Source organism: Streptomyces hygroscopicus (genome assembly GCF_026168105.1).
Classification (GTDB): Bacteria; Actinomycetota; Actinomycetes; order Streptomycetales; family Streptomycetaceae; genus Streptomyces; species Streptomyces hygroscopicus_D.
On sequence record NZ_LBMW01000002.1, the window covers coordinates 53,182 to 70,537 of the forward strand.

A 17,356-nucleotide genomic window follows, 5' to 3' on the forward strand; every position below is an offset into this window, starting at 1 on the left:
CGCGCCGCGCCTCCATCCCTCCGCGCCCCACGACCCCGCCCCGTCCGCCGGCCCCTCCGGGCGAACCGTCCGCGGAGCCGGACCGTACGCCTCCCGCCGCGCAGGGTCCGCTCCGGTCCGCGCCGCGCGACCGCGCCTCCGGGCCGGTCCCGCCCCGCCCCGGACACCCGCCCGCCACCGGGAGCGCTCCAGGACCGCAGGAGGCCCGGTCCGCCCGTCCGTTCCCGATCCCGGCTCCGACGCGCCCTGAGTGGCCGGCCGGGGCCGCATCCGGCGCGGCCGCCGCACCTCCCCGGCCCAGCGGTCCGCCGCGCGGGACGCCCGCGTCCCCGGCCGCGACCCGGCCCGGGACGCCGACGGCGACCGGGAACGGTATACCGCGCTCCGCCGCGGCGAACGGCTCGCCCGACCGCCCGGGCATGAACGGTTCTTCCGGGGGCCCCGTCGCGAACGGCACCGTCGAGCACCCGGGCGCGGCCCAGTCCCCTGCCCGAACCGGCGCGTCCGGGTCCGATGGGCCGCCCGGCCGGAACGGCACCCCGGAGCCCTCGCGCCCGGCGGACACGCCGGCCCACGCCGGGGCGAGCGGGGCTCCTGCGGGCTCCGGTCCGAATGGCGCCCCCGGTTGCCCGGAGGCCCCTGTCGTGCCGGCCGCGTCCGGGGCTCCGGCCCGGTCCGGGGTGGAGGGTTCAGCGGCGTGGTCCGGCGCGAACGGGTCCTCGGGGCCCTCGAGTTCGGGTGCGGGGGCGGCTGGGGCCCGCGCCGTCGCACGGCCCTTCCGGATCCTGGCGCCCGACACCGAACGGCCCACGAACGTGCCCGGCGATAGGCAACGGCCCGCCTCCGGTGGCGAGACGGACGGTGCGGCACGGCGCACTCCCGCATCCCAGCGGTTCCCGAACCTGCGGATCGGCCGCACCGCCGAGCCCGTCGACCCGCCCCCGCCCGCGCCCTCCGCCCGCTTCCCGGACGCGCCGCCGACGGCCGGCGTGCCCGCGCGCGGCGCCGACGCGGACGCCGTGCCGCCGCCCGGCACCCCCCTGCCCACCGACGGCATCGTGGAGACGACCGCGCGCGTGGGGCACCGCCATGACGAAAACCGGCCCGCGGCCCCCACCCGCCCCATCGTGACCTTCGCCGAGCCCGACACGCGTGCCCTCGACACCGAGCGCCCCCGGCTCCTCGGTATCCGGGTACGGCCCCGCGCCGCGGCGGCCGCCGCCTGTCTGGTCCTCGGTCTCGGGCTCATCGGCGGTGCCGTTGCCGGAAGCTGGCTCACCGGGGACGACGCCGACGGCGGGGCACGGGGCGGGTTCACCATCGCCGGGAGCCTGTGGCACAGCGTGCCCGTCGACCAGCTCTTCCCGCCCACCGTGGCGGGACCGGGCGCCGGCCCCGGCGGCTCGGACCGCGTCTGGACCCGCATCGCCGTAGCCCCCGACAGCGGTTGCGCGGACGCCTTCGACCCCCTGCTGCGCAAGGCCCTGACCCCCGTCGGCTGTCTGCGGCTGCTGCGCGCCACCTACACGGACGCCACCCGCAGCGACGTCACCACGGTGGGGCTGTTGTTCACCCGTGCCGACGCTCCCGCCATGACCGCCCTGAACAGCCGCTTCAAGAGGGAGGGCCTCGACCGGCGCACCGATCTGATGCCCCGTCCGTACGCGGCGAAGGGCACCGTCGCCGAGGGATTCGGCGACGCCCAGCGCGCCTCCTGGACGATCTCGGTCCGCACGGACATGCCCGTCGTCGTCTACGCCGTCTCCGGCTTCCCCGACGGCCGTACCGTCACCGAACCGCAGCCCGCCGACGCGGCCATGGCGACCGGCGCCACCACGGCCCCCGCCCAGGCGGGCCTCGGCAACGAGGCGGTGGGCCTCGCCGACCGCATCGAAGGGGACCTGCGCACCACCATCACCGCGGCCACGGAGAAGCCGTCATGAGCACCCGTACCACCGGCGCCCGCCTGCTGACCCTCCTGCTCGCCGGCTCCCTGGCCCTGCTGCCCTCCACCGCCGCTCACGCCGACGGCATACGTGCCCAGGAGTGGGCCCTGGACGCCCTGCACAGCCAGGCGCTCTGGCAGACCACCAAGGGCAAGGGCATCACCGTCGCCGTCCTCGACACCGGCGTCGACGGCACCCACCCCGACCTGACCGGCAACGTCCTGCCCGGCAAGGACATGGTCGGCTTCGGAGCCCGGCGCGGCGACCGCCCCTGGGCCCGGCACGGCACCGCCATGGCCGGCATCATCGCCGGTCACGGCCACGGCATCGGCGATGGCGACGGTGTCATCGGCATCGCCCCCGAGGCGAAGATCCTGCCCGTCCGCGTCATCCTCGAGGACGGTGACCCGGCCCGCACGAGGGCGCGGAACGCCCGCGGCAACGCACTCGCCGAAGGCATCCGCTGGGCCACCGACCACGGCGCCGACGTCATCAACCTCTCCCTCGGCGACGACTCCGACTCCGCGCACCCCGAAGCGGCCGAGGACGAGGCGGTGCAGTACGCCCTCAAGAAGGGCGCCGCCGTCGTCGCCTCGGCCGGCAACGGCGGCGAGAAGGGCGACCACATCTCGTATCCCGCGGCCTACCCGGGAGTCATCGCCGCGACCGCCGTCGACCGCTACGGCACCCGCGCCTCCTTCTCCACCCGCCGCTGGTACGCCACCGTCAGCGCACCCGGTGTCGACGTGGTCATCGCCGACCCCGATCGCAAGTACTACGACGGCTGGGGCACCAGCGCGGCGTCCGCGTTCGTCTCCGGTGCCGTCGCGCTGATCAAGGCGGCCCGCCCGGGGCTGTCCCCGGCCCAGATCAAGCAACTCCTGGAGAGGACCGCCCGCGACGCCCCCACCGGGGGCCGCGACGACGCCCGTGGCTTCGGCTTCATCGACCCCGTGGCGGCCATCAGGGCGGCGGCACACCTGAAGCCGGAGGGGCTGCACGCGGCGGCATACGGGCAGAAGTACTTCGGCACGGGCCCCGACACGAGCGACGACGCGGCGGGCTCCCCCGGCTGGGCGGGCGCGCTCGCGGGCGGCCTGGGCGTGGCACTGCTGGTGGTCTCGGTTGTGCTGTGGCGGGGCCGACGCAGGGGCGCCCAATAGGGGCGGGACCTCCTACGTGAGCTACTCGTCGCACCCGAGCTCGACGCCGTCCCTGAACCACGCGGCGTCCCGGAACGCCGAAACGGCCGCCTGCGCCGCCGCCTCCACCAGCGAAATCCCCATCGCCTTCGTCGTGTTGCCGTTCGACAGCGCGGCCACCAGACAGTCGCGGCCGTCCGCCGTCACCCGACCGATGCTGTTGACGTTCCACAGCCCGGTCGTGCTGCGCGGCAGCCAGCCGTTCTTCAGCGCCCACCGCGAGCCGTCGGCGACCGCGGACACGCCCCAGTCCTGATCCTCGGCGATGTTGCCCATGAGCCCCTGCAGATACGCCCGCGAGCCCTCGCTCAGCCGGGAGTCGTCCCCGAACACCTGCTGGAGCAGGACGAGCTGATCGGCCGCCGTGGTCCGGGTCAGCCCCCACAGCCCGCCGTCGCCACCCTTGGTGTCCGTCAGGCCGAAGCGCTTGTTGGCGCTGTCGAGGCCGTCCGCCTGCCCGATCGCGGTCCACAGCGCCGACGCGGAGTCGTTGTCGCTGTTCTCGATCATCACGGTGGCGTACGACCTCTCCCGCGCACTCAGATGTCGGCCGGCGTCCTGCGCCTGGAGCAGCAGCGCCGCCAGGATGTCGACCTTCACGATGCTCGCCGTGCCGAAGGTGCCCCGGCCGTGCGTGGCGCTCCGGCCGGATTCCATGTCCAGCACCGCCACGGCCACGTCCGCGCCGTCCTCGACGGTCACCGACTTCATGGCCGTCCCGAGCAGCGCGTCCGGGTCCGCCGAGGGCTCCGCCGCAGCTTCCACCGATGCCTCCCGGCTCCTGGAGGACGACGCCGAGGGCGTCACAGACCGACTGCGACGATACGGCCCCGCAACGGCGTGCGCCCGCACCCTCGCATCCGCCTTCTCCTGGTCTGTACCGTCTCCTGTACCGCGTATCCGCCGTCTCCTGTACGGGGGGCTCCGCGTCCCGGGGGCGGCACGAGTGCGGCAGAGACCCCCGATAGGGTCGGTGACCGTGGCGAACAAGAACATTCCCGACTCCGGCTTCTCCGACGACGACGGTTCCGCCGATCCCCGGCTGAGCGCGGCGCTCGCCGCGTGGGCCGAGGACCGCACCGCCGTGCAGCCTGTCCTGGAGGCACTCAAGGGCGCCCGGCTGCTTGTGCCGGTCGTGGCCCTGCTCGGTGAGGTCGAGGAGGACGAGAACGGCCTGCGCCGCGAGAAGACCAGCGAGATGGCCGTGCCGACGCTGAAGGCCGCGGGCCGCACCGCCCTGCCCGCCTTCACGTCCACCGAGACGCTGGGCCGGTGGGACCCCGCGGCCCGCCCCGTCGCCGTCCCCCTGCACCAAGCCCTGCAGGCCGCCGTGCACGAGAAAGCCGACACGATCGTGCTGGACATGTCGGGTCCGGTGCCGTTCGAGCTGACGGGCCCCGCTCTGGTCGCCCTCGCGGAGGGCCGTACGTCCACCGATCCGCTCGCCGACCCCGCTGTGACCGGCGCCGTACGGGCCGCCGTCGTCGCGGAGCCCGCCGTGGTGCGCGCCTATCTCGGCCCGGGGCAGGCGGACGGCATCCTGGCGCTCGTCCTGGACCCGGCGGCGGACCCGGCCGAGGCCGCACGCGCAGTGGCCCGGCGCCTGGCCGCAGACGAAACGCTGAGGGCCCGCCTGGTGCGCGGCCTCGACCTGGCAGTACTGCCGGCCGGGGCGACACCGCCGGGCGAGCCCTTGTTCGTACGTCGGTGAAGTTCGTATGTCGGTGATCCGGATGAACCGGTCGCCGAGCCGGGTGATCCGGATGAACCGGCCGAAGGGCCGGGTGAACTAGCCGTAGACGGGCCCGGTGTACTTCTCACCGGGTCCCTGGCCCGGCTCGTCCGGGACGATCGACGCCTCGCGGAACGCCAGCTGGAGCGACTTCAGGCCGTCGCGCAGCGGGGCCGCGTGGAAGGAGCTGATCTCCGTGGCGCTCGCGTCGAGCAGACCGGCGAGGGCGTGCACCAGCTTGCGGGCCTCGTCCAGGTCCTTGTACTTGTCGCCCTCCTCGGTCAGACCGAGCTTCACGGCGGCGGCGCTCATCAGGTTGACGGCGACCGTCACGATCACCTCGACCGCGGGGACCTCCGCGATGTCACGGGTCATGGCGTCGAAGTCGGGACCGTCGGCGGCAGCCGGAAATTCTGCGGACGCCGGGGATTCCTCGGGGGAGGTGTCACTCATGTCCCACACGATAGGCCCCGGCGTATTGCCTCCCGCGCACGGGAGGGGCGCGGGAGGGAGCCGGGTGCGGGGCGTTGGGTGCCGGGTGCACTCCGGTTCGCACCACTCCGGGGGAGCTGCTAACCTTGTGTGACGACCGGCTGGATGCGACTGTGTCCGGCCCACAAGTGGAGGCTCCGATCTCCCACCTGGCCGCCCTCCGGGGCGGCGGGTCACCGGTCAGGCGGCCACCACCGTTCCGTACGGACGGTGGAGTCGCCCGAAAGCGCGCCCCGCGGTCACCGCGGCGGTGCTCCGGAAAGCTCGGAGTCCCGCCTGTGCACCGTCCGGGGCATTTTTTGATGCGTCGCGATGGTTGGTCCCTATGTCATCCAGACATACGCGGCTGTCCGCCAGACGGCCGTGTGGTGCTACCGAGGAGGATCCATCAGCGCCGAGCCCCGCATCAACGACCGGATTCGCGTTCCCGAGGTGCGACTTGTCGGTCCCAGTGGCGAGCAGGTGGGCATTGTGCCGCTTGCCAAGGCCCTGGAGCTTGCGCAGGAGTACGACCTGGACCTGGTCGAGGTCGCGGCGAACGCCCGTCCGCCCGTGTGCAAGCTCATGGACTACGGGAAGTTCAAGTACGAGTCGGCCATGAAGGCCCGTGAGGCGCGTAAGAACCAGGCGCACACGGTCATCAAGGAGATGAAGCTCCGGCCGAAGATCGACCCGCACGACTATGACACCAAGAAGGGTCACGTCGTCCGGTTCCTCAAGCAGGGCGACAAGGTCAAGATCACGATCATGTTCCGTGGTCGCGAGCAGTCCCGGCCCGAACTGGGCTACCGACTGCTGCAGCGCCTCGCGGAGGACGTCCAGGACCTCGGTTTCGTCGAGTCGAACCCGAAGCAGGACGGCCGCAACATGATCATGGTTCTCGGTCCGCACAAGAAGAAGACCGAGGCGATGGCCGAGGCCCGTCAGGCGCAGGAGGCCCGCAAGGCGTCCGCGAAGGCCAACCCCGGCCGCTCGCAGAACGTCGCTGATGCCGAGACCACTGAGGCCCCGGCCGAGGCTTCCGCCGAGGCGTGATCCCGGGGCGAAGGCCCCGGGGGAGCACCGGACGTACGGACGTACGCACCTCCGCAAGGAGGACGTACGGACCCCGGAAGACCCGGGACGCCAGTCCCAGGATGTAACCGATACAAGAGCGACGCTCCAACGTGCCCGGTTTCGCGACCGGGCACCGGAGCGCCACCGACGAGGAGAGAACGGCGCTATGCCGAAGAACAAGTCGCACAGCGGTGCCAGCAAGCGCTTCAAGATCACCGGCTCCGGCAAGGTGCTCCGCGAGCGCGCCGGCAAGCGCCACCTGCTCGAGCACAAGTCGTCCCGTCTGACGCGTCGCCTCACCGGCAACGCCGAGATGGCCCCGGGCGACGCCAAGAAGATCAAGAAGCTTCTCGGCAAGTGACGCCTCGGCGCCTGAGCGCCGTACGTCTGGACCGGGACCCAATCGATTCCGGGCCGCGTGAGTCCAACCGCGGCCCCGCTACAAGGAGTTAACAAGTGGCACGCGTCAAGCGGGCAGTCAACGCCCACAAGAAGCGCCGGGCGATCCTCGAGCAGGCCTCCGGCTACCGCGGTCAGCGTTCGCGCCTGTACCGCAAGGCCAAGGAGCAGGTCACCCACTCGCTGGTCTACAACTACAACGACCGCAAGAAGCGCAAGGGTGACTTCCGCCAGCTGTGGATCCAGCGCATCAATGCCGCTGCCCGCGCCAACGGCATCACCTACAACCGCTTCATCCAGGGTCTGAAGGCCGCCAACATCGAGGTCGACCGCAAGATCCTCGCGGAGCTGGCCGTCAACGACGCGGGTGCGTTCGCCGCGCTCGTCGAGGCCGCGCAGAAGGCGCTGCCGGCGGACGTGAACGCGCCGAAGGCGGCCTGACCGCTGCGCCGGCGCAGGCCGACGTAACCACGGACCCGCAGGCTTCGCAGCCTGCGGGTCCGACTGCGTCCGGCTCCGCACGGTCGCGGGCCGTCGTGCCGCTGGGGCCCACGGCGCGCGCAGCGGCACCCTGCCGGGGCCGGGTGGGCGAGACCCTTCCGGTTCGGACAGCACGCTGCGCGTCGCCACCGGTGGTGCGGGCACCGCCGTCGTCCGCCCGCGTGGCCCCGCGCCGCCGCCGCAGAGGAAAGCGGCTGCCGCCGACCGCGGTGCCGAAGCCTCCGGTGGCCGCTGATCCGAGACTCCTGACCTCCCCGAAGGTGAACCGCATGCCCCCCGCCACGCCCGAGCCGATCTCCCCCCGGTCGCCCCGCGTCAGTGCCGCACGGCGGCTGGCCAAGCGGAACTTCCGGGGGAAGGAGCGGCTGTTCCTCGCGGAGGGACCGCAGGCCGTGCGGGAGGCGGCGGCGCACCGGGCCGACGGCACGGCGACGCTCGTCGAACTGTTCGCCACCCCGGACGCCGCGGATCGGTACGCCGACATCGTGGGCGAGGCCCGGGACGCCGGTGCCCGGGTGCACCTCGCCTCCGAAGAGGTCATCGCCGACATCTCCACCACGGTCACCCCGCAGGGCCTCGTAGGGATCTGCCGGTTCCTCGACACCCCCTTCGAGGAGATCCTGGACAGCGGCCCAAGGCTCGTCGCCGTGCTCGCGCACGTGCGGGACCCGGGGAACGCCGGGACCGTGCTGCGGTGCGCGGACGCCGCGGGGGCCGACGCCGTCGTGCTCACCGACGCCTCCGTCGACCTCTACAACCCCAAGGCCGTGCGCGCCTCCGTCGGGTCCCTCTTCCATCTGCCGGTCGCCGTCGGCGTTCCTGTCGAGCACGCCGTGGCGGGGCTCAAGGACGCCGGGGTGCGGATCCTCGCCGCCGACGGCGCGGGGGAGGACGACCTCGACGACGAGCTCGACCGGGGCACCATGGGCGGCCCCACCGCCTGGGTGTTCGGCAACGAGGCCTGGGGGCTCCCCGAGGAGACCCGTGCGCTCGCCGACGCCGTCGTCCGCGTGCCCATCCACGGAAAGGCCGAGAGTCTGAACCTCGCGACCGCCGCGGCCGTATGTCTCTATGCGTCCGCTCGTGCACAGCGCGCGGCCGGAGGGTGCCGTTCAGTCACCCCCGGCTAGTAGGGTGGCGGGCTCGGGGGCCCTCCCCAGGCTCTCGGCCTGTCTCCCCGCCCGCGGCCTCGCTCGGGCGGTGGGCCCGGAGCAGGGAGGTACCCCGATGCCAGAGGAGAGGTGGGGTACGGGGATGGGTGTCGGCACGAGCAGAGCACCGGGAGTACGCGGCGCGCGCCGCGCGCCCGCGTCCCTGTGCGGTGATCTCGCCGATCTCGCCGATCTCGGCATCGACCCGGACGACCTCCCCGACGGACTCGTGATCGCCGACGAACACGGCCGCGTGATCTCCTTCAACGCCGCGGCCACCCGCATCACCGCCGTCGCCGTCGCCGACGCCCTCGGCCGGCGCCTCGAACACGTGCTGCCGCTGGAGGACCTGGAGGGGCGCCGCTGGTGGCAGCTCACCGACCCCTACGGCGGGCTCGCCATCCGCGTACGGCAGCCCGAGCGCAATCTGCTGCTGCCCGGCGGCCGGGAGGTCATGGTGTCTGCGCGGTACGTACGCACGCATCCCACCGGGCCGATCCGCCGCGTCGTCGTCTGTCTCCGCGACACCGAGGCCCGGCGCCGAACCGAGCGCAGCCACGCCGAGCTGATCGCCACCGTGGCCCACGAGCTGCGCTCGCCCCTCACCTCCGTCAAGGGCTTCACCGCCACCCTGCTCGCCAAGTGGGAACGCTTCACCGACGACCAGAAGCGGCTCATGCTGGAGACCGTCGACGCCGACGCGGACCGGGTCACGCGGCTCATCGCCGAACTGCTGGACATCTCACGGATCGACTCCGGGCGGCTGGAGGTGCGCCGCCAGCCGGTGGACATAGCCGCGGCGGTCGGCCGGCACATCCAGGCGTACGTCGCCGCGGGCCAGCCCGCAGACCGCTTCCTGCTGCGCGTGGAGCAGCCCCTGCCCGCCCTGTGGGCAGACCCGGACAAGATCGACCAGGTGCTCAGCAACCTCCTCGAAAATGCCGTGCGCCACGGCGAGGGAACCGTCACGATTGACGTCACGCCCTCGGCGTCCCTGCGCGAAGGCACGGACGGGGGGAGCGACGAGAACACCGCCACGTCGGTCACGGTGAGCGACGAGGGTCCCGGCATTCCGGAGGAGTCCATGAACCGCGTCTTCACCCGCTTCTGGCGGGGCAGCAAGCGCGGCGGCACGGGCCTCGGGCTGTATATCGTCAAGGGCATCGTCGAGGCTCACGGCGGCGCCATCACGGTCGGTCGTGCCCCGGGCGGCGGGGCCGAGTTCCGATTTACATTGCCCGTGGGCGCCCCGGCGTATCTCCAGTAACGCCGCGAGGGCCCACGGGCTCCTCCGCCCTCCCCGGGAGCCTCGGGCCCTGTCGTGGACACCCGGTCCGGCAGCCGCTCCCACCCCGTTAGACTCGGCCTTTGGCACCTTTGCGTCCCGAAGTCGGCGACGATTGCTCATCGGACCAGTGTCAGGACCAGTGACGGGACCTTCAGCCAGCCAATCGGAAGCACGGGAAGAGATGTCGGCACCCAATAAGTCGTACGACCCTGTCGAGGTCGAGGCCTTGAAACCGGAAGAGATCGAGCGCATGCGGGACGAGGCGCTCGCCGCCTTCGCCGCCGCGGACTCCCTCGACGCGCTCCACGAGGCCAAGGTCGCCCACACCGGCCCCGCCTCGCCGCTGGCCCTCGCCAACCGCGAGATCGGCGCCCTGCCCCCGCACGCCAAGGCCGAGGCCGGCAAGCGCGTCGGCATGGCCCGCGGCGCCGTGAACAAGGCTCTCGCCACGCGCCAGGCCGAGCTCGAGGCCGAGCGGGACGCCCGCGTGCTGGTCGAGGAGTCGGTGGACGTCACGCTGCCCTACGACCGTGTCCCGCCCGGCGCCCGGCACCCGCTGACCACGTTCATGGAGCGGGTCGCGGACGTCTTCGTGTCCATGGGGTACGAGATCGCCGAGGGCCCCGAGGTGGAGGCGGAGTGGTTCAACTTCGACGCCCTGAACTTCGGCCCCGACCACCCCGCCCGGCAGATGCAGGACACCTTCTTCGTCGAGGGCCCGAAGGGCGATCACGGTGAGTCCGGTGTCGTGCTGCGCACCCACACCTCGCCGGTGCAGGCCCGCTCCCTGCTCGACCGCGAGCCCCCCGTCTACATCGTCTGTCCCGGCCGGGTGTACCGCACCGACGAGCTGGACGCCACGCACACCCCGGTCTTCCACCAGATCGAGCTGCTGGCCGTCGACGAGGGCCTGACCATGGCCGACCTGAAGGGCACGATGGACCACATGGTCCAGTCGCTCTTCGGGCCGGAGATGAAGACCCGGCTGCGGCCGAACTACTTCCCCTTCACCGAGCCGTCCGCAGAGATGGACATGCTCTGCTACGTCTGCAAGGGCGAGTCGGTCGGCAACCCGGACCGGCCCTGCCGCACCTGCTCCAGCGAGGGCTGGATCGAGCTCGGCGGCTGCGGCATGGTCAACCCGAGGGTGCTCGTCGCCTGCGGCGTGGACCCGGAGAAGTACAGCGGATTCGCCTTCGGGTTCGGCATCGAGCGGATGCTGATGTTCCGCCACAACGTCGAAGACATGCGAGACATGGTCGAGGGTGACGTCCGGTTCACCCGGCCGTTCGGGATGGAGATCTGATGCGGGTCCCGCTTTCTTGGCTGCGGGAGTACGTCGACCTGCCGGCGACGGAGACCGGGCGCGACGTCCAGGAGAAGCTCATTTCGGTCGGTCTCGAGGTGGAGACCGTCGAACAGCTCGGTGCCGACCTCAAGGGACCGCTGGTCGTCGGCCAGGTGCTGTCCATCGAGGAGCTGGATGGCTTCAAGAAGCCCATCCGGTTCTGCATGGTCGACGTCGGCCAGGCCAACGGCACGGGCGAGCCGCAGGAGATCGTCTGCGGTGCCCGCAACTTCTCCGTCGGCGACAAGGTCGTCGTGGTCCTGCCGGGCGCCGTGCTGCCCGGCGGCTTCGCGATCTCGGCGCGTAAGACGTACGGCAAGACGTCGCACGGCATGATCTGCTCCACCGAGGAGCTGGGCATGGGCGACGACGGCACCCACGGCATCATCGTGCTGCCGCCGGAGCACGAGGTCGGCACCGACGCCATCGAGCTGCTCGAGCTCGTCGACGAGGTGCTCGACATCGCGGTCACCCCCGACCGCGGCTACGCCCTCTCGCTGCGCGGCATCGCCCGTGAGACCGCCATCGCCTACGGTCTGCCGCTGCGCGACCCGGCGCTGCTCGACGTACCGGCGCCGAACGCGCTCGGCTACCCGGTGAAGATCTCCGAGCCGCTCGGCTGCGACCGCTTCACCGCCCGTACGGTGGCCGGGATCGACCCGGAGGCGCGCTCCCCGATCTGGATGCAGCGCCGGCTGCAGAAGGCGGGCATGCGCCCGATCTCGCTGGCCGTCGACATCAGCAACTACGTGATGCTGGAGCTGGGCCAGCCCCTGCACGCGTACGACCGCCGCCGCATCCTGGGTCCGATCGGTGTGCGCCGGGCCCAGCCGGGCGAGCAGATCGCCACCCTCGACGGTGTCACGCGCACGCTGGACCCCGAGGACCTGGTCATCACCGACGACCGTGGCCCCATCGGCCTCGCGGGCGTCATGGGCGGTGCCGACACCGAGATCGCCGACACCGACCACGAAGCGGGTGCCACCACCGACGTGGTGATCGAGGCCGCCCACTTCGACCCGATCTCGATTGCGCGCACCGCCCGCCGTCACAAGCTGGCATCCGAGGCGTCCCGTCGCTTCGAGCGCGGTGTCGACCCGCTGGCCGCCTCCGCGGCCGCCCAGCGCACGGTCGACCTGCTGGTGCTGCTCGCGGGCGGCACCGCCGAACCGGGTGTCACCGAGGTCATCGCGCCGTCCGCGCCGCGCACGATCACCATTCCGGCGAACCACCCGGACAAGGTCGCAGGCGTCCACTACGGCCGTGAGACCGTCGTCCGGCGGCTCCAGCAGGTCGGCTGCGACGTCTACGGGCAGGACGAGCTGATCGTCACCGTCCCGTCCTGGCGGCCCGACCTGACCGACCCGAACGACCTGGCCGAGGAGGTCATCCGGCTCGAGGGCTACGAGAACCTGCCCTCCACGCTGCCCAAGCCCCCGGCGGGTCTCGGTCTGACCGACCGGCAGCGGCTGCACCGCCGGGTGGGCCGCGGACTGGCCGGAGCCGGGTATGTCGAGGCGCTGAACTACCCGTTCATCGGCGAGCAGATCCTCGACCAGCTCGGCCTCGCCGAGGACGACCCGAACCGCAAGGTCGTCAAGTTGGTCAACCCGCTTTCCGACGAGGAGCCCGCCCTCCGTACGACGCTGCTGCCGGGCCTGCTCGGCGCGCTCCGCCGCAACGACGGCCGCGGCACGCACGACCTGGCGCTCTTCGAGACCGGACTGGTCTTCCATCCCGCCGAGGAGCAGCGCGTCGCCGCGCGCCTGCCCGTCGACCACCGCCCGACCGACGAGGAGATCGCTTCGCTCACAGCCGCTCTCCCCGAGCAGCCGCGGCACGTCGCCGTCGTTCTCGCGGGCGCCCGCGAGCAGGCCGGCTGGTGGGGCAAGGGCCGCCCGGCCGACTGGGCTGACGCCGTGGAGGCATCGCGGATCGTCGCCCGCGAGATCGGGGCCGACCTGATCGTCCGCAAGGGGCAGTACGGCCCGTGGCACCCCGGCCGCTGTGCCGAGCTGGCCGTGGAGGTCGACGGGACCGAGCAGGTCATCGGGTACGCCGGTGAGCTGCATCCCGGTGTCCTGAAGACCCTGGGCCTGCCCGCCCGTACCTGCGCGATGGAGCTGGACCTGGACGTGCTGGAGCGGGCGAGCGCCGGCCTGGTGAAGGGACCGCGGATCTCCGCGTTCCCGGTCGCCACCCAGGACGTCGCGCTGGTGGTCGACAAGACCGTCCCGCACGCGGACGTCGAGGCGGCGCTGCGCGAGGGCGCCGGTGAGCTGCTGGAATCCATCCGGCTGTTCGACGTCTACGAGAGCGAGCAACTCGGCGAGGACAAGAAGTCGCTGGCCTACGCGCTGCGCTTCCGCGCCCCCGACCGCACGCTGACCGTCGACGAGGCCTCCGCGGCCCGTGACGCGGCGGTCGCTTTGGCGGCGGAGCGTACGGGAGCCGCACTGCGGAGTTAGTTCCGCCGGGAGAGCCGGGAGAGCCGGGAGAACCGGGGGAACCGGGGGAACCGGGGGACTGCGGGCGTTTGCCGGCTGCGGATTGTCCGTGGCCGGGCGCGCAGTTCCCCGGGCCCCCACGGGGGCGCCTCCGCTACCCGTCGATCAGCTCACTCATTTGGGTGGCAAGCCCGGGTGATCCGGGCCGAACGGGGCATGCGGTCGACACAATCGGACCGGCCCAGGGGGTTGCGAGGTGGGACTCCGGGGGCCGCTTCTGCGCTCTCAGGGCTCTCATGGGGGGCCGATCGGCATGATCCGTATCAAGGCTGGGCCTGCCCGCAGGCCACGGCCCCGAGCACAACCCGCCGACGGGTTCAGGACCCTCGGCGACCGCGGTGCCGCGCGTCGGGCCCGCAGGGATCCCCGGCCCGTGCGCCGCGCGCTCGCCATCGGGCCGCCCGCCGTCTGGGGCGCCTGCGCGATCTCGTACAAGCTGGCCTGTCCGCTCTCCCAGGAGAGCGGACTCGGCGCACGGATCGTCAGCGGCGCGATGGTCTTCGCGGTCGGCACCGGGCTGCTCCTGCACGTCCGGCGCGTCCTCCTGAGGGAACTGCGACAGGCCCGCAAGGTCGCCGGTGCCGCCCAGAGTGTGCTGCTGCGCCCGCTGCCGCCGCGGATCGACGGGCTGAACGTCGCCGCCGCCCAGCTCTCCGCGGACCGCGGGGCCAGCGTCGGCGGCGATCTGTACGAGGTGATCGCGACCGAGCACGGCGTCCGCGTCGTGATGGGTGACGTCCGCGGACACGGACTCGCGGCCCTCGCCACCGTCGCCGCCCTCCTCGGCAGCTTCCGTGAGGCCGTGCACGACGAGCCCGAACTCGACCGGGTGCTGCGCCGACTGGATCGGGCCCTGGCCCGGCACCTGCGCGAGCGGGCCCGTGCCGAGCACCCCTCGGCCGGCCGCGAGCCCGACAGCCCGGTCGCCGAGGAGTTCGTGACCCTCCTGCTCCTGGAGATCGGCGGGGACGGGGCACTGCACGCCCTCAACTGCGGTCACCCCTGGCCGTATCTGCTGGAGCCGGGCCGGGCTGAACCGCTGGCCCGCACCGAACCGCTGCCTCCGCTCGGGCCGTTCCCGCTCCCCGACGAGCTGACTCCCGCCGACTGCGGACAACTGCTGCCCGGTCAGGCACTGTTCCTGCACACCGACGGTGCGGAGGACGCCCGCGACCCGCGTGGCCGGTTCTTCCCCCTGGAGGCCGCCCTCGCGGAGGCGGTCCGCGACCGCTCCTCGGTGATCCCGCAGACAGTGCTGCGAACCGTCTTCACCCGCCTGCTGCGGCACATCGGCGGCCGTCCGGCGGACGACGTGGCCCTTCTGGTACTCCGTAACAACCGCTCGGCCAGGAGCGCCCCTTCAGGGGCGCGGGGAACTGCGCGAGAAACGACGACGGACCAGCAGCCGACGAACCACCTGCAGTAACCCGGCATTTCCAGCGGAGCGCCGACGCGCCGTCCGCCCCGCCACGGAGTGTCGGGCAGGCAGCTGGGCGGACGGCGCGGAATCGGGCCACCGCACTGTACGAGGGGGAGCCGGCGGCCCGGCCGGCCTCTTACGAGGGATTTCAGTCAACCGGCCGGAAACTCTCCGCAACAGCGCACGCACAGCCCGGATTCGCGCACTCCGTTCACACCCCGTGTGAACCCGCACGCACTACCCTGTCGACACCGAGCCACCGGAGGGCACCCATGCAGCCCAACACCCTGCTCGACGCGATCCTCGACGAGGCCGGGATCTCCCACGCGGGACTGGCCGCTCATGTCAACCAGGCAGGTCGGGCGCGCGGCCTCACGCTCAGATACGAACACACCGCCGTGGCACGGTGGTTGAAGGGCCAGCGCCCGCGCGGTCAGGTGCCCGACCTGATCTGCGAGGTGCTCGCCGCCCGGCTGCACCGCCCGGTGACCCTGGACGACATCGGGCTCGGCGTGCCCGGCGAACCGGTCGCCCCGCACGGCTCCACCCTGTCCGGATTCGTCGAACGGGCCACCGCACTGTGGCGCTCCGACGAGCAGCAGCGCCCCCACGTCCTGGGCGCCCCGGCCGTGACCGGGACTCCCGCCGTGATGCCCGTGTGGGAGTGGGAGAACCCGCCGGAGGACGTGGATGTCTCGCGCGGCGGCCGGCATCGCGTCACCCCGGCCGACATCGCCATGCTGCGCGCCGCCCGCGCCCACTACGAGCAGATGTACCGCAAGGCCGGTGGCATAGCGACCCGCAGCCGTATCGTCGGCTTCCTCAACGCCGAGACGGCACCCCTGCTGCGCGGCAGTTACACCGACGCCACGGGCCGGCAACTGCACCGGGCCACCGGCGGTCTTGTGGCGATCGCCGGCATCTGCGCGTACGACTCGGACGCCCACGGTCTCGCCCAGCGCTACTTCCACCAGGCCCTGCGCCTGGCCAAGGCCAGTGGGGACCGCGGACTCGGCGCCTATGTGATAGCCCTGCTCGTCAACCAGTCGCTGTTCATGAAGGAGTACCGCCAGGCCGTCGCCTTCGCCGAGGCGGCGCTGCGCACCGCGGGCAAGCACATCACCCCGGCGCTCGCCTCCGATCTGTACGCGATGCAGGCGAAGGCGTACGCGCACCTGGGCGACGCCACCAGCGCGCTGTCCTGCATCCGGCGGGCCGAGTCGGCCGCCGAACGCATCCGGCGCGGCCATGAACCGGACGAGACCGGCTATGTCCAGCCCGGCCTCGTCAACGTCCAGGTCGCGGAGGCGCTGTTGAGCCTGGGCGATCTGGTGGCGGCGGGGGAGCACGCCACGGCCGCCGTCGGCACCCCGGCGCACGACCGCGGGCGGGTGCACCGGCTCGCCATGCTCAGCCAGATCGAACTGCGCCAGGGAAACGCCGACAAGGCGGTGGCCACCGCGGTCGAGATGGCGGAGCGGGCCCGGGGAATGGAGTCCATGCGCCTGCGCGACAGACTGCGGGCGGTGCGCGAACACCTCGTACGCAGCGGCTGCGCCAAAACGGCCGAGGCAGCCGAACTCATCGACGGGGCACTGCGCGTACCGCTGTAGACACCGCCCCACCACTGCCGCACAGCCCCGCTTCCCCGTCGGAGGGGACGACGCGCCCGCCGTTGCGCCGGGCATGCGCCGCTGTGAACACTGCTGAGTGGACGCTCCTGCTGCGATATTGCCACTTACTCGGCGGAAGGTGGCAGAACCGTGCAGTGGACGAAGCAGAACGAACAAACTGTGTATGAAAACCGCTGGTTCAGCGTCAATCTGGCGGACGTCGAGTTGCCGGACGGTCGGCATCTCGACCACTTCCTGATACGGCTGCGGCCCGTCGCCGTGGCCACCGTCGTGAACGAGGCGAACGAAGTGCTGCTGCTGTGGCGGCACCGCTTCATCACCGACAGCTGGGGGTGGGAACTCGCGGCGGGCGTGGTCGAGGACGGCGAGGACATCGCCGAGGCGGCGGCCCGCGAACTCGAGGAGGAGACCGGCTGGCGGCCGGGACCCTTGCACCATCTGATGAGCGTCGAGCCCTCCAACGGCCTCACCGACGCCCGGCACCATGTCTACTGGGCCGACGAGGGCGAGTACGTCGGACATCCCGTGGACGACTTCGAGTCGGATCGTCGGGAATGGGTACCCCTCAAGCTCGTCCCCGACATGGTCGCCCGCGGAGAGGTCCCGGCCGCCAACATGGCGGCCGCACTGCTCCTCCTGCACCACCTCAGGCTCGGGCAGGACGCATTGCCCTGATCCCC

15 protein-coding genes are annotated in these 17,356 nt (G+C 72.4%); 13 read left to right on the forward strand and 2 right to left on the reverse strand.

Annotated elements, in window-relative coordinates; translation table 11 throughout:
* Window positions 1-815: 815 nt before the first annotated feature.
* A complete protein-coding gene (locus AAW14_RS02575; protein ID WP_265559373.1) occupies window positions 816-1,943 on the forward strand; it encodes a hypothetical protein in 1,128 nt (375 codons plus the stop codon).
* Window positions 1,940-3,109, forward strand: a complete 1,170-nt coding sequence (gene mycP, locus AAW14_RS02580) for a type VII secretion-associated serine protease mycosin (protein WP_265559375.1) — start codon at window positions 1,940-1,942, stop codon at window positions 3,107-3,109. Before AAW14_RS02575 ends, mycP begins: the two co-directional genes overlap by 4 nt.
* 21 nt (window positions 3,110-3,130) lie before the next feature.
* Here the strand turns inward: mycP and AAW14_RS02585 are convergent, their stop codons facing one another.
* Window positions 3,131-4,144, reverse strand: a complete 1,014-nt coding sequence (locus tag AAW14_RS02585; RefSeq protein WP_265559377.1) for a serine hydrolase — start codon at window positions 4,142-4,144, stop codon at window positions 3,131-3,133.
* Here AAW14_RS02585 and AAW14_RS02590 point away from each other — a divergent pair.
* Window positions 4,128-4,859, forward strand: coding sequence for an SseB family protein (locus AAW14_RS02590; protein WP_265559379.1), 732 nt, complete (start codon window positions 4,128-4,130; stop codon window positions 4,857-4,859). The genes AAW14_RS02585 and AAW14_RS02590 overlap by 17 nt on opposite strands.
* Window positions 4,860-4,937: 78 nt before the next feature.
* Here the strand turns inward: AAW14_RS02590 and AAW14_RS02595 are convergent, their stop codons facing one another.
* Window positions 4,938-5,333: a DUF1844 domain-containing protein gene (locus AAW14_RS02595; RefSeq protein ID WP_265559381.1), complete on the reverse strand. Its 396-nt coding sequence runs from the start codon at window positions 5,331-5,333 to the stop codon at window positions 4,938-4,940.
* A 402-nt stretch (window positions 5,334-5,735) separates the two neighbouring features.
* Here AAW14_RS02595 and infC point away from each other — a divergent pair, with 402 nt between their 5' ends.
* From infC to AAW14_RS02645, 10 genes are all read left to right on the forward strand, one after another.
* On the forward strand, window positions 5,736-6,407 hold the full coding sequence (gene infC, locus AAW14_RS02600) for a translation initiation factor IF-3 (RefSeq protein ID WP_265559875.1): 672 nt from the start codon (window positions 5,736-5,738) through the stop codon (window positions 6,405-6,407).
* Between the two features lie 187 nt (window positions 6,408-6,594).
* Window positions 6,595-6,789: a 50S ribosomal protein L35 gene (gene rpmI / locus AAW14_RS02605; RefSeq protein WP_003947156.1), complete on the forward strand. Its 195-nt coding sequence runs from the start codon at window positions 6,595-6,597 to the stop codon at window positions 6,787-6,789.
* Window positions 6,790-6,884: 95 nt separating this feature from the next.
* Window positions 6,885-7,268, forward strand: a complete 384-nt coding sequence (rplT, locus tag AAW14_RS02610) for a 50S ribosomal protein L20 (protein ID WP_100825257.1) — start codon at window positions 6,885-6,887, stop codon at window positions 7,266-7,268.
* Window positions 7,269-7,597: 329 nt separating this feature from the next.
* Window positions 7,598-8,458, forward strand: a complete 861-nt coding sequence (locus AAW14_RS02615) for a TrmH family RNA methyltransferase (RefSeq protein ID WP_265559407.1) — start codon at window positions 7,598-7,600, stop codon at window positions 8,456-8,458.
* A 124-nt stretch (window positions 8,459-8,582) separates the two neighbouring features.
* Window positions 8,583-9,746 carry a sensor histidine kinase gene (locus AAW14_RS02620; protein WP_265559877.1) on the forward strand — a complete coding sequence of 388 codons (1,164 nt, stop codon included), beginning with the start codon at window positions 8,583-8,585 and terminating at the stop codon, window positions 9,744-9,746.
* 202 nt (window positions 9,747-9,948) lie between these two features.
* The gene (gene pheS / locus AAW14_RS02625) at window positions 9,949-11,073 is read left to right on the forward strand and encodes a phenylalanine--tRNA ligase subunit alpha (RefSeq protein WP_265559409.1); all 1,125 of its coding nucleotides are present in this window, start codon (window positions 9,949-9,951) and stop codon (window positions 11,071-11,073) included.
* Window positions 11,073-13,583 (forward strand): phenylalanine--tRNA ligase subunit beta, encoded by a 2,511-nt coding sequence (gene pheT, locus AAW14_RS02630; RefSeq protein WP_265559411.1) that lies wholly within the window; start codon window positions 11,073-11,075, stop codon window positions 13,581-13,583. Before pheS ends, pheT begins: the two co-directional genes overlap by 1 nt.
* 292 nt (window positions 13,584-13,875) lie before the next feature.
* The gene (locus tag AAW14_RS02635; RefSeq protein ID WP_265559413.1) at window positions 13,876-15,048 is read left to right on the forward strand and encodes a PP2C family protein-serine/threonine phosphatase; all 1,173 of its coding nucleotides are present in this window, start codon (window positions 13,876-13,878) and stop codon (window positions 15,046-15,048) included.
* A 266-nt stretch (window positions 15,049-15,314) separates the two neighbouring features.
* Complete coding sequence (locus AAW14_RS02640) at window positions 15,315-16,655, forward strand: transcriptional regulator (protein ID WP_265559415.1); 1,341 nt, start codon at window positions 15,315-15,317, stop codon at window positions 16,653-16,655.
* A gap of 150 nt (window positions 16,656-16,805) precedes the next feature.
* The gene (locus AAW14_RS02645; protein WP_265559417.1) at window positions 16,806-17,351 is read left to right on the forward strand and encodes an NUDIX domain-containing protein; all 546 of its coding nucleotides are present in this window, start codon (window positions 16,806-16,808) and stop codon (window positions 17,349-17,351) included.
* Window positions 17,352-17,356: the final 5 nt, after the last annotated feature.

Excerpts from the sequence above, each read along its gene's own strand:
- mycP (WP_265559375.1), top strand. The coding sequence starts at position 1,940 with ATGAGCACCCGTACCACCGGCGCCCGCCTGCTGACCCTCCTGCTCGCC.
- AAW14_RS02585 (WP_265559377.1), bottom strand. The coding sequence starts at position 4,144 with ATGTTCTTGTTCGCCACGGTCACCGACCCTATCGGGGGTCTCTGCCGC.
- AAW14_RS02595 (WP_265559381.1), bottom strand. The coding sequence starts at position 5,333 with ATGAGTGACACCTCCCCCGAGGAATCCCCGGCGTCCGCAGAATTTCCG.
- rpmI (WP_003947156.1), top strand. The coding sequence starts at position 6,595 with ATGCCGAAGAACAAGTCGCACAGCGGTGCCAGCAAGCGCTTCAAGATC.
- AAW14_RS02615 (WP_265559407.1), top strand. The coding sequence starts at position 7,598 with ATGCCCCCCGCCACGCCCGAGCCGATCTCCCCCCGGTCGCCCCGCGTC.
- AAW14_RS02620 (WP_265559877.1), top strand. The coding sequence starts at position 8,583 with ATGGGTGTCGGCACGAGCAGAGCACCGGGAGTACGCGGCGCGCGCCGC.
- pheS (WP_265559409.1), top strand. The coding sequence starts at position 9,949 with ATGTCGGCACCCAATAAGTCGTACGACCCTGTCGAGGTCGAGGCCTTG.
- pheT (WP_265559411.1), top strand. The coding sequence starts at position 11,073 with ATGCGGGTCCCGCTTTCTTGGCTGCGGGAGTACGTCGACCTGCCGGCG.
- AAW14_RS02635 (WP_265559413.1), top strand. The coding sequence starts at position 13,876 with ATGATCCGTATCAAGGCTGGGCCTGCCCGCAGGCCACGGCCCCGAGCA.
- AAW14_RS02640 (WP_265559415.1), top strand. The coding sequence starts at position 15,315 with ATGCAGCCCAACACCCTGCTCGACGCGATCCTCGACGAGGCCGGGATC.